Origin of the sequence: Dietzia sp. E1 (assembly GCF_014145015.1) — a bacterium.
Lineage (GTDB): Bacteria > Actinomycetota > Actinomycetes > Mycobacteriales > Mycobacteriaceae > Dietzia > Dietzia cinnamea_A.
This window is the reverse complement of sequence record NZ_JAALDU010000356.1, coordinates 1-11125: the sequence shown is the minus strand read 5'-3', so window position 1 is coordinate 11125 and position 11125 is coordinate 1. Positions and strand designations below refer to the sequence as shown.

Genomic DNA, 11125 nt, shown 5'->3' with positions numbered 1-11125 from the left:
TGGCGGCTGCGGGCGGCGGTTTGTGGCGGTCCGGGTCCGCCCTTGCGAACGTCACCTATCTGCCCACGCGACACCTATCGGACCCCTTAGGCGGCGTGCAATCGGATAGGTGGCGCGACGCGACAGGGCGGGCCCTCCCGACACCACGGCCGGTGAACTGCGTGGGCTCGGTGTCCGCGGGGCTAACGATCCGCCCGCGGGAAGTGCGATCCGCCCGCGGAAGTGCGATCCGCCCCTCGGTTCACGATCCGCCCGCGGAGTTCCTAGCGCGGAGCGCACTCCGGAGGGCGAATCGTGAATCGGAGGGCAAGTCGCGAATCGGAGGGCGGATCGACGCAGCGGTGCGTACCCGGCAGTGGAACTACGCCCGCTGCGGCTCCGCCAGCGACTCCGTCCTCCCGACGGCCGTGACCGCCGCCGCTCGCTCCGCCAGGTCGACGCGCCACCACACCACGAACCCCCAGATGACGAACGCCGCGTACACGAGGTACAACACCGCCGACGGGTAGTAACCGGCCTTGAGCAGCAGCGGAACGCCCACGACGTCGACCGCGATCCACAGCAGCCAGAACTCTGTCCAGCCGCGGGCCATGCCGTAGGTCGCGAGGATCGAGCCGGTGAAGATCCACGCGTCCGCCCACGGGCCCCACGAGCCGAGCTGCGCGAAGATCCAGCCGAACAGCAGCGTCCCGACGAGCATCCCCACCACGAGCCCGGCTCTCTGACGGCCCGTCGCCCAGTGCGGTCGGACCGCGGGCGCGTCAGCGACGGGCCCACCGTGGGCGGCCGCCGCGGCAGCAGCGGTCGCGTTGGCCCGCCGCGTCCGCGACCACTGCCACCAGCCGTACACGCCCACCGCGAGGAACATCACCTGCCGGCCGGCCTGGCCGTAGAGGTCGACGTGCTGCGGGGTGTGGAAGACGCCGCCGAGGAAGACGGTGAGCAGGGTGAGGTTGCCGACGATCCCCACCGGCCACGCCCACACCACGCGGCGCATGCCACCGATCGCGGCGGCGAGGCCGAAGACGTTGCCGATGATCTCGCGCCACAGGATCGGGACTCCGCCGATCACCAGTTGCGCGTCGAGGAAGGAGACGAGGAGGCTCATCGTGTGCCCCTTTCACGGGCTCTACACAGACGGCCCAGGGCTTGTGCCACGACGCCCGCCCGACCACGACCGTCGCCGGCCGGGTCCGCATCGGGTGACGCGAGGTTCTCTTCCATCCGGACTATGACCGTCGGCCCCGGGATCACACCGGGTCTGCTGACCCCCGCGCGTGCGGGGCGCTCGCGGGCTCGCCGCCGACCATGGGGTCGATGACATCACCGCCGGTGGGGAGTTTCACCCCGCCCTGAGAACGTGTTCCCGTTGTACCCCTGCCCGGGGCCGCGCCGCAACCCGCACCCCCCGCCCGCCGTCAGCCGAGGGTGAGCTGGCCGCCGGACTCGCTTACCGGCACCACGTCGAGCGGGCGCGGCGCGGGGGCGAGGGTGTTGCGGCCGTCGGTGGCGTCGTACTCGGCGCCGTGGAGCGGGCAGCGCAGCGTCATACCCTCGATCACCTGGACGACGCCGCCCTGGTGGGTGCAGCGCGCGGAGTAGGCGACGAACTCGCCCTCGGTGGGCTGGGCGACGATCACCGTCGAGTCGCCGGCCTTGAACTGCTTGGCGGTGCCGACGGGGATCTCGGCGGCCGGGACGGTGGTCGCGGGCACCGTGGTGGTCTGCTGCACGGTCGACGGCGGCTGCGCCGGCTCGGTCATCCCGCACGCGGAGGCGATGCCCGGCAGCAGGATGATCCCGGGCAGGGCGGCCAGCACGGCCCGGCGCTGGGTGCACGGGCCAACCCTGGTGGCCGGGCCGCTCGCGGCGGCTCCGATCGGGGCGGGCGTGGCGGCGGAGAAGGGCTCGGACATGCCGCCCATGGTATCGACCCCGCCAGGGGCCACCGCCCCCGCCGGGACACCTAGGCTTCCCCCATGACGGTCCGCAGACTCGCGCCCCACGCCACGACGATCTTCACCGAGGTCTCGCGCCTGGCCACGCAGTTCGACGCGATCAACCTGGGGCAGGGGTTCCCGGACACGGACGGGCCGGAGTCAATGATCGAGGCGGCGGTGCGGGCCCTGCGCGACGGCCACAACCAGTACCCGCCCGGCATGGGGATCCCCGAACTGCGCCACGCGATCGTCGCCGACGAGACCGCGCGCACCGGCCTGGTGCACGATCCGGACACCGAGACGTTGGTGACGGTCGGCGCGACGGAGGCCATCGCCGCCGCGGTGGTGGGCCTGGTGGAGAACGACGACGAGGTGGTCGTCATCGAGCCGTATTACGACTCCTACGTGGCCGCGGTGGCGATGGCCGGCGCCACCCGTCGCGCCGCGCGGTTGGTCCGCTCGGGCGGCCATATCCGACTCGACGTGGACTCGCTGCGGGACGCGTTCTCCCCGCGGACGCGGGCCGTGCTGGTCAACACGCCGCACAATCCCACGGGAGCCGTGCTGCCGCGGGAGGACCTCGAGGAGATCGCGGCCCTGTGCCACGAGTTCGACGCAATCGCGATCTCCGACGAGGTGTACTCCCACCTCACGTACGACGGGGTCGAGCACGTCTCGATCGCCACGCTGCCCGGGATGGCGGAGCGGACGCTGCGGATCTCCAGCGCGGGGAAGCTGCTCAACTGCACGGGCTGGAAGATCGGGTGGCTCACCGGGCCGGCGGACCTCGTCGAGGGGGCGCGCACCGCGCGGCAGTACATGAGCTTCACCGTCGCCTCGCCGCTGCAGCCGGCCGTCGCGCACGCCCTGCGCCACGAGCAGGGGTGGATCGCGACGCTGCGGGAAGACATGCAGACCCGGCGGGACGAGCTGGCGGAGATCCTCACGGGGGTCGGGTTCGACCTCGTCGTCGCACACGGCACGTACTTCCTGACCGCCGACCCGGGCCCGCTCGGGGTGACCGACGCGGCGGCGTGGTGCCTCGAGCTCCCGGAGAAGGTCGGGGTGGCGGCGGTGCCGTTCGCGCCGTTCACGGACGCGTTCACCGACGACTGGTCGCACCTGGTGCGGTTCGCGTTCTGCAAGCGGCCCGAGGTGCTCGCGGAGGCCGGGCGGCGGTTGCAGGCCCTGGTGCGCTGACGGCGCCCGACCCCACCCCCGCGCGGGACCGGGTCAGCCCCGGCGCGGGGTCGGGTCAGCGGCCGGTGGTGAGGACGATCTTGCCGACGGCGCCGCGGCCGTCCATGAGCTCGAGCGCCTCGGAGGCCTTCTCGAGCGGGAACTCTGCGCCGACGAGCGGGTCGAGCCTGCCGGCGGCCAGCAGCGGCTCGACCTCGGCCCACTGCTTCTGCAGGTAGCCGGGGTTGGACATCCAGTACTCGCCCCAGCCGACGCCCACCGCGCTCTTGTTGCCCAGCAGCAGCCGGTTGACCTTGACCGTGGGGATCTCCCCGGCCGTGAATCCGATGACGAGGATCCGCCCCTCCTGACCGAGCGCGCGGATGGAGTCGGTGAACCGGTCGCCGCCCACTGGGTCGACGACGATGTCGACGCCCTTGCCGCCCGTGAGCTCCTTCGCGGCGTCCTTGAATCCCTCGGGTGCGATGACGTCGGTCGCGCCGGCCTTCCGCGCGAGCTCCCGCTTCTCCTCGGTGGAGGCCACGGCGATGACGCGGGCCCCCAGGGCGGTGGCGAACTGGGTGGCGGCGATGCCGATCCCGCCGCCCGCGCCGTGCACGAGCACCGTCTCACCCGGCTGCAGCCGACCGCGGTGGGCCAGCGCGAAGTGGACGGTGAGCACGTTCATGGGGATCGACGCGCCCTGGACGAAGCTGAGGTTCTCCGGAAGGTGGAACACCTGGGACGGTTCGGTCGCCACGACCTCGGCGAAGCCACCCAGGCCGGGGAAGGCACACACGCGGTCCCCCGCGGCGAATCCCGATCCCTCGGGCGCGGACCGCACCACGCCCGCGACCTCCGATCCCGGGATGAAGGGCAGAGGCGGAGAGATCTGGTACCTGCCACGGGTCTGGAGCACCTCGGGGAACGTCACGCCGGCGGCGTGGACGTCGATCAGGACCGCGCCGGGCTCCGGCTCGGGGAGATCGACCACCTCGAGGGCGGCGGGTCCGTTATGGCTGGAGATGTGGATGGCACGCATGCGGTCCATAGTGTCAGCCCACCCCCGCGCGCGTGCCCCGCTCGGCTCAGCCGACGCGCGCGCTCTCCGCCGCACGGCGATGGCGGCGCCGGCGAAGCAGGTGCAGGACCAGCCCGACCGCGACCAGCAACTGGCCCACCTGGAACGCCAGCGCCATCACGATGAACTCCCGCCCGAACGCGGTGGGCGAGATCAGCAGCGCCGCGCAGATCCCCAGCAGGATGACCGTGACGAGCTGGCCTCCCGCGAGGAACCGCCTCGGCATCGTGGTGAGCTGACGACGGAGGCCCATCAGCAGCGAGTTGAGCGCCACCAACAGACACACCGGCACGCCGATCTGCGCCGGGAACAGGAACAGCACCACGAACAACGGATGCGAGTTGAGCGTGACGGTGTCGGTGATGATGTACTGCGGGACGCTCCACGACGCCGTCAGCAGTGCGCAGATCACGGTGATCCACGACCCGCCCACGAGGATCCTCATCCGGTGAGAATAACCCGGTGCTAGCCCCTCGTCAGGGCCTCGCCGATCGGGGTGTCCCCGTCGGAGAACTCGATGGTGCGGCGGACGGTGTCGGGCCGACGCAGGACGGCCGCGATGACCCCGGCGACCACGTCGCGGCTGGTCGCCCGGTCCTCCCGCTTGTCCTCCCCGACCCCGATCGACTCGCCGCCGGGCTCGTCGGTCAGCGCCCCGGGCCCGAGGATGGTCCACTGCAGATCGGACTCACGCAGGTGGGCGTCTGCCGCCGCCTTGGCCTCGGCGTACGGGAAGAACGCGTTGTCCTCCGGCACGCCGTGATCGGGCCCGGCGCCGTCGTAGGACACCATGACGTAGCGCTCCACGCCCTCGGCGACGCTCGCGTCCATCGAGCGGATCGCCGCGTCGCGGTCGACCGCGTAGGTGCGGTCGGGATTGCCGCCGCCGGCGCCGGCGGACCAGACGACGGAGCCGCTGCCGCGGACGACGTCGCGGAGGCCCTCGACGTCGAGCTTCTCGACGTCCGCCACGACGGGGGTGGCGCCCGCCGCCCGGATGTCGTCGGCGTGGTCCGGGTTGCGGATCACCGAGCGCACCTCCGCGCCCGCGTCCGACAGGATCCGGGCGGCGCGGAGGGCGACCTTGCCGTGGCCGCCGATGATGGTCACTGGTCGATCGATACTCATGGCCTCCGTTGTACTCGTCCGTCCGCGTCGCCGCCGACCGCCTCGGAGCGAGCGCGCGGACCCGGCGGCGGTCACAACTCCACAACAAGTGGACGGCCGGGCCGTTTCGGATTGGCTCCGTGTCGGACCCGGAGTGCATCATGTCGACATAAGCCGTGATTCACCGGCTCCCCCACGCTTTTCGCTTCGGAGTTGCTGCATGTCCGTGTCCAGGTCTGGAACCCCCTCTCTTCCGGCGGTTGCGGGCCCCCTCGCCCTGCTCGCCGGACTGCTCGCGCTGATCCTCGTCGTCGCCGGGTGCACCATCCCGGTATCGACCGGCTCCGCCGGGGAGACAACCCCCGCCGAGCCCACCACGCAGGCGCCCGCCCCGGCGACTCTGGAGGTCGTCCCGGCCGACGGCGCCACGGACGTCGCCGTGGTCGACGGCGTCCGGGCCACCGTCGAGAACGGCACCATCACGAACGCGGTGCTCACCAACGACGCGGGCAAGCAGATCGAGGGCGAACTCTCCGGCGACGGATCGGCGTGGAAGCCGGCCGTCACGCTCGGGTTCGGGCGCACCTACACCCTGGAGATCACCTACGAGGGCACGGTCGGCGGGCCGCGGACCGATACCCGGACCTTCAGCATGGCCGACCCGGCGGCCGTCGTGACGCCCACCCTGAGGACAACCGGCGGCGGCACGCTGGAGTCGGACCGTGAATACGGAGTCGGGATCGTCATCGTGGCCGATTTCGATCAGCCCATCGCGGACCGCGATGAAGCTGAGAAGTACATGAAGGTCACCACCTCGCCCGAGGTGGAGGGCAACTGGTTCTGGGTCGACGACTCCTCGGCACACTGGCGTCCAAAGGACTACTACGAGACCGGCACCCGGGTGCGGGTCGAACTCGACACCGAGGGGCGCGACCTCGGTGGCGACCAGTGGGGCGGTGCCGGCGCGGAAGCCGACTTCACTATCGGCGACCGGCGCATCGCGATCGCCGACGACGCGACCAAGACGGTCTCCGTGTACCGCAACGGCGAACTGCTCAAGACCATGCCCACCTCCATGGGCAAGGGCGGCTGGGCCACCTATGGCGGCGTGACCATGCACTTCTGGACCCAGCCGGGGACCTACACCGTCCTGGACAAGTCCAGCTCGGTGTTGATGGACTCCACGACCTACGGCCTGCCCCTGTCCGCCGGTTACCGGGTCACCGTCGACCACGGCGTGCGCATCTCCAACGACGGGATCTACTTCCACGCTCTGGAGTCGTCGATGTGGGCACAGGGCAACACCAACACCTCACACGGCTGCCTCAACCTCGCGCCGGCGGATGCGAAGTGGTACTTCGACCAGGCGGTCACCGGGGACGTCGTCGAGGTGCGCGGCACGGGCGGGCCCGAACTGGAGGTCTGGCAGAACGGTGACTGGTCGGTTCCGTGGGAGGTCTGGCAGACCGGCTCGGCCGACTGACCGGGCGGGTCGGCCCGCCCGGTGGGCCGGCGACGTCCCCTCCGGATGACCGCGGCCACCGAGGATCTCCTCGGTGGCCGCGGTCACGTCGGGGATGCGTCAGGGGTGCGTCAGCGCACGCCCATCATCTTCTTACGGATCCACGGCGACAGAGCGGCGATGATCCCGGCCAGGACGATCGACGCGACGCCGAGCACCAGGAAGTAGTTGCGCTCTGCCCCGGCGTCGTTCGGGTCGTAGTACCCGGCGAGGACACCGGACAGGGCGCTGCCGATGGAGACGCTGAGGAAAAACAGCGCGACCATCTGCGTCTTGAACGCCTCCGGCGCGAGCTTGGTCGACAGCGACTGCCCGACCGGGGAGAGCAGCAGCTCGGCCATGGTGAACAGGAACAGGATCCCGACGATGCCGAGCAGCGGGGTCGCGACGCTGCCGACGAAGAACAGGAACACCAGGTAGGCGATGCCCATGATGAGATTCGCGAGCGCGAACTTGATCGGGCTGGAGGGCTGACGGCTACCGAGCTTCACCCACAGAGTCGCGAAGACCGCGGCGAAGACGATGATGAAGAGCGGGTTGATGGACTGGACCCAGCTCGCCGGCATCTCCCAGCCGCCCAGGTTGCGGTCGAGTCGCTGGTCCGAGTAGATCGCGATCACCGTGAACTGCTGCTGGAACAGCGCCCAGAACGCCACGGACGCGACGAACATCGGGATGAAAGAGACGACCCGGCTCCGCTCGTCGGGCTGCGTCTTGGGGCTGGTGATCAGCAGCGCGAACAGTGCGACGGCGCCGACCACGGCGATCGCGGTGACGATGTCCGCCAGGGACTCCAGCGGGATGAGGCCCAAGGCCAGCGCTGCCGCGACGAGCACCACCACGACCACCCCGATGATCAGGGCCCGGACCCGCTGCGGCCGCGGGAGCGGGTCGGGCACGACCGCCCCGACGCCCTTGAGCGTGGTGCCACGCATGAGGACGTACTGGATGAGGCCGATCGCCATTCCCGCCGCCGCGGCACCGAAGCCCCAGTGGAAACCGTGGACGTCCCACAGCGCCCCGGTGATCAGCGGGCCCGTGAGGCCACCGATGTTCACCGCCATGTAGTAGATGGAGAACGCGGCGTCACGCCGGTCGTCCGTCCGCCGGTACATGTCGCCGACCACGGTCGAGGTGGTGGCCTTGAGCGTGCCGGCACCGACGCCCACGAACACGAGGCCGATCCCCAGCCCGACGGGGCCCGGCACGAGAGCCAGGGACAGGTGGCCGAGCATGATGAGTACGGCCGCCCCGAACAGGGTCCGTTCGGCGCCGAACAGGCGGTCCGAGATCCAGCCGCCGAGGATCGCGGAGGCGTAGACCAGACCGCCGTAAGCACCGACGATCGACGCCGCGATCTGTTCGGAGTACCCGAGTCCACCGTCCCCGACCGCGTAGTAGATGTAGTACGCCAGCAGACCCTGCATGCCGTAGAAGCTGAAACGCTCCCACAGTTCGATACCCGACAGGTTCGCCAATCCGAGTGGATGGCCGAAGAACCTGCGGTCCGTATCGGCGAGAGCCACCTCGGCATTCCGAGTTGTCATGTCGGACAGTGTTACTCCTGCTATTCCTGCGGGACAAACTGTGCCGTCGATATCGCCCCACAGGTGGGAGTCGACATTTCCCATCGAGGACAGGACAATCGGAGGAATCAACCCTCGGGCGACCGGCCCGGGGTGCAACCCGATGAGCGCAGGAGCACCTCCAGTGAGCCGAGCCGACACCCCGGCCCGATCTACCAGCCCCCTTCACGGAAGGGGGCACACCGGATGAGCATCGCGCTCTCGCTACTAGTGGGCGTCGTGGTCGTACTCGCGATCACCGCGCTGACGGGCTACTTCGTGGCCCAGGAGTTCGCCTTCATGGCCGTCGACCGCTCCCGTATGGGGGCGGCGGCCGAGAAGGGCGACCCCGTCGCCGAGCGGGTCCTCGGCGTCACCAGACGCACGTCGTTCATGCTCTCGGGCGCACAGCTCGGGATCACCGTCACCACCCTTGTCGTGGGGTACGTCGCCGAGCCGCTCATCGGCCGGGCGATCGGTGAACTCCTCGGCCTTGCTTCGGTGCCGCAGGCCGTCGGCGTGGGCGTGGGCACGGTCCTGGCATTGCTGTTCTCGACCGTGGTCCAGATGCTCTTCGGCGAGCTCGTGCCGAAGAACCTCGCGATCGCCAAGCCCGAGCCCGTGGCCCGGTGGCTGGCCCGGTCCACCGCCATTTACCTCGCCGTGTTCGGCTGGATCATCGGCCTGTTCGACAAGGCCTCCGAGGCGCTGCTCAAGGCGGTCGGCATCGAGCCGGTGCACGACAAGGAGCACTCGGCCACCGCCCGCGACCTCGAGCACATCGTCGCCGAGTCGGGCGAGGCCGGCGAACTCTCTCCCGAGCTCAGTCGACTCCTCGACCGGATGCTCGACTTCCCCGGGCAGCCGGCCGAGCACGCGATGATCCCGCGCTCGCGCACCGACGTGGTCCGGGCCGAGGCCTCCGTCGACGAGGTCCTGTCCAAGATGGCGACGGGACACACCCGCTACCCGGTCGTGGGCGAGGACTCCGACGACGTGATCGGCATCGTCGACCTGCACGACCTCCTCGTGCTCTGTGGCGACGACACCGACGGCTCGCTGACCCAGGTGTCGACGGTGATGCGCGCCCCGATCCGGGTGCCCACGTCGCTGCCGCTGCCCGAGGTGGCGGCCCGACTGAGCGCCCAGAGCTCCGAGATGGCCGTGGTCGTGGACGAGTACGGCGGGTTCGCCGGCGTCGTGACCATGGAGGACATGGCCGAGGAGATCGTCGGCGAGATCGCGGACGAGCATGACCCGCAGGCCGCGGACGCCCCGGTCAGCGAGGGGCTGGGCTGGGTCCTCACCGGCGACACCCACCTCGACGAGGTGGAGCGTCTCCTCGACATCACCCTCCCCGAGGTCGACGCCGAGACACTCGGCGGCCTGGTCATCGAGACGATCGGCGACCTGCCGGACGTCGGCGCCCGCGTCGACATCCCGCTGCCGGACACGGATGTTCTCGAGGAGCTCTCCGCCGATCGCGTCCTGCGGACCGAGGTCCGCCGCATCGAACGCCGCGTCCCCGCGGAACTGCACGTCGTGGTCGAGGAGGCCGCACGATGACCCCGACCACCACCCTGCTCGCCGCCGACGCCGACGGTGGGATCATGAGCAACCCCTGGGTCGTCCTGGTGGCGACCGTCCTGCTCATCGCGGCGTCCGCGTTCTTCGTGGCCGTCGAGTTCTCGCTCATCTCCGCCCGCCGGCACCGGCTCGAGGACGACGCCGCGCACAGTGCCGCGGCCCGCGCGGCCCTGAAGAACGCGTCCGAGCTGACGCTCCTGCTCGCCGGCGCCCAGCTCGGCATCACGCTGTGCGCGCTGGCGCTGGGCTCCATCACCAAGCCCGCCGTGCACCACTGGCTCACCCCGGTGTTCGCCGGGTGGGGGCTGCCGCTGTGGACCGCCGACGTCATCGCGTTCATCCTCGCGCTGATCATCGTCACATTCCTGCACCTCGTGGTGGGCGAGATGGCCCCCAAGTCGTGGTCCATCACCCACCCCGAGTACTCGGCCACCCTGTTGTCGCTGCCGATGCGCGGCTTCCTGTGGCTGACCCGCCCGCTGCTGCTCGTGCTCAACAACACCGCCAACGCGATGCTGCACCGCCTGGGCGTCGAGGCCGTGGACGAGGTCGCCGCCGGCCAGGACGCCGACTCGCTGCGTGAGCTCGTCCGGCATTCCGGCGAGGCCGGGACGCTCGACGACACCCATCAGCGGCAGCTGCTCAGCGCCCTCGAACTGCAGGAGCTCACCGTGGGCGACCTGCTCGGCGAGCGCGACCTCGATCAGCCCGCCGCGCCCGAGGAGATGTCCTCGGTCGGCGTCGACGCGGGCCCAGAGGAGATTCTCGACACCGCGCGCCGCACCGGCCACCTGCGCCTGCTGGTCCTTGAGGACGACACCGCGGTCGGCGTGGTCCACGCGCGGGACGCGATCAACGTCGACGGCGACGCCACGGCCCGGGAACTCATGCGGCCGAGCCTGTCCCTCGAGCACGATCTGACGGTCGCCGAGGCGTTCCGCAGGATGCGTGAGGCGCGCGCCCACCTCGTCGTCGTCGAACAATCCGGCGGTCACCCAGGCACCCACGTCTCCGAGGTGCGGGGCGTCCTCACGCTCGACGATGTGGTCCGGCGCCTCCTGCCCGTCGCCTCCGCCTGACCGGCGGGGGCGGGCGGGATGTCGCCTGACCGGCGCGGGCGGGCAGGGCGCCGCCTGACCGGCGC

10 protein-coding genes and 1 riboswitch are annotated in these 11125 nt (G+C 70.8%); of the genes, 4 read left to right on the top strand and 6 right to left on the bottom strand.

All coding sequences use genetic code 11. The features are described 5' to 3' along the window. Positions 1–361 precede the first annotated feature (361 nt). Both G6030_RS11840 and G6030_RS11835 read right to left on the bottom strand, forming a co-directional pair. Positions 362–1108 (bottom strand): nicotinamide riboside transporter PnuC, encoded by a 747-nt coding sequence (locus tag G6030_RS11840; protein ID WP_182643260.1) that lies wholly within the window; start codon positions 1106–1108, stop codon positions 362–364. A 100-nt stretch (positions 1109–1208) separates the two neighbouring features. Further along, positions 1209–1364: riboswitch (FMN riboswitch) on the bottom strand. 54 nt (positions 1365–1418) lie between these two features. Then, a complete protein-coding gene (locus G6030_RS11835) occupies positions 1419–1916 on the bottom strand; it encodes a Rieske (2Fe-2S) protein (protein ID WP_241724330.1) in 498 nt (165 codons plus the stop codon). A 63-nt stretch (positions 1917–1979) separates the two neighbouring features. Here G6030_RS11835 and G6030_RS11830 point away from each other — a divergent pair, with 63 nt between their 5' ends. Then, complete coding sequence (locus G6030_RS11830; RefSeq protein ID WP_182643258.1) at positions 1980–3140, top strand: pyridoxal phosphate-dependent aminotransferase; 1161 nt, start codon at positions 1980–1982, stop codon at positions 3138–3140. 55 nt (positions 3141–3195) lie between these two features. On the opposite strand, the gene G6030_RS11825 is transcribed toward G6030_RS11830, so the two are convergent. The 3 genes from G6030_RS11825 to G6030_RS11815 are packed head-to-tail and all read right to left on the bottom strand — an operon-like array spanning position 3196 to position 5328. After that, complete coding sequence (locus G6030_RS11825) at positions 3196–4161, bottom strand: NADPH:quinone oxidoreductase family protein (RefSeq protein ID WP_182643257.1); 966 nt, start codon at positions 4159–4161, stop codon at positions 3196–3198. Between the two features lie 46 nt (positions 4162–4207). After that, the gene (locus G6030_RS11820) at positions 4208–4645 is read right to left on the bottom strand and encodes a hypothetical protein (protein WP_182643256.1); all 438 of its coding nucleotides are present in this window, start codon (positions 4643–4645) and stop codon (positions 4208–4210) included. A 20-nt stretch (positions 4646–4665) separates the two neighbouring features. Beyond that, the gene (locus G6030_RS11815; RefSeq protein ID WP_182643255.1) at positions 4666–5328 is read right to left on the bottom strand and encodes an NAD(P)H-binding protein; all 663 of its coding nucleotides are present in this window, start codon (positions 5326–5328) and stop codon (positions 4666–4668) included. A 199-nt stretch (positions 5329–5527) separates the two neighbouring features. On the opposite strand from G6030_RS11815, the gene G6030_RS11810 reads away from it, so the two are divergent. Continuing rightward, entirely contained in the window at positions 5528–6790 is a 1263-nt protein-coding gene (locus G6030_RS11810) for an Ig-like domain-containing protein (RefSeq protein ID WP_182643254.1), read from the top strand. 110 nt (positions 6791–6900) lie between these two features. On the opposite strand, the gene G6030_RS11805 is transcribed toward G6030_RS11810, so the two are convergent. Continuing rightward, entirely contained in the window at positions 6901–8376 is a 1476-nt protein-coding gene (locus G6030_RS11805) for an oligopeptide:H+ symporter (protein WP_182643253.1), read from the bottom strand. Between the two features lie 225 nt (positions 8377–8601). Here G6030_RS11805 and G6030_RS11800 point away from each other — a divergent pair, with 225 nt between their 5' ends. Both G6030_RS11800 and G6030_RS11795 read left to right on the top strand, forming a co-directional pair. Beyond that, a complete protein-coding gene (locus tag G6030_RS11800) occupies positions 8602–9960 on the top strand; it encodes a hemolysin family protein (RefSeq protein WP_182643252.1) in 1359 nt (452 codons plus the stop codon). Continuing rightward, entirely contained in the window at positions 9957–11060 is a 1104-nt protein-coding gene (locus G6030_RS11795; RefSeq protein WP_241724329.1) for a hemolysin family protein, read from the top strand. Before G6030_RS11800 ends, G6030_RS11795 begins: the two co-directional genes overlap by 4 nt. Positions 11061–11125: the final 65 nt, after the last annotated feature.

Bases quoted from the DNA above. Each gene is read 5' to 3' on its own strand.
- G6030_RS11840 (WP_182643260.1), bottom strand. From the start codon at position 1,108: ATGAGCCTCCTCGTCTCCTTCCTCGACGCGCAACTGGTGATCGGCGGA.
- G6030_RS11835 (WP_241724330.1), bottom strand. From the start codon at position 1,916: ATGTCCGAGCCCTTCTCCGCCGCCACGCCCGCCCCGATCGGAGCCGCC.
- G6030_RS11830 (WP_182643258.1), top strand. From the start codon at position 1,980: ATGACGGTCCGCAGACTCGCGCCCCACGCCACGACGATCTTCACCGAG.
- G6030_RS11825 (WP_182643257.1), bottom strand. From the start codon at position 4,161: ATGCGTGCCATCCACATCTCCAGCCATAACGGACCCGCCGCCCTCGAG.
- G6030_RS11820 (WP_182643256.1), bottom strand. From the start codon at position 4,645: ATGAGGATCCTCGTGGGCGGGTCGTGGATCACCGTGATCTGCGCACTG.
- G6030_RS11815 (WP_182643255.1), bottom strand. From the start codon at position 5,328: ATGAGTATCGATCGACCAGTGACCATCATCGGCGGCCACGGCAAGGTC.
- G6030_RS11810 (WP_182643254.1), top strand. From the start codon at position 5,528: ATGTCCGTGTCCAGGTCTGGAACCCCCTCTCTTCCGGCGGTTGCGGGC.
- G6030_RS11805 (WP_182643253.1), bottom strand. From the start codon at position 8,376: ATGACAACTCGGAATGCCGAGGTGGCTCTCGCCGATACGGACCGCAGG.
- G6030_RS11800 (WP_182643252.1), top strand. From the start codon at position 8,602: ATGAGCATCGCGCTCTCGCTACTAGTGGGCGTCGTGGTCGTACTCGCG.
- G6030_RS11795 (WP_241724329.1), top strand. From the start codon at position 9,957: ATGACCCCGACCACCACCCTGCTCGCCGCCGACGCCGACGGTGGGATC.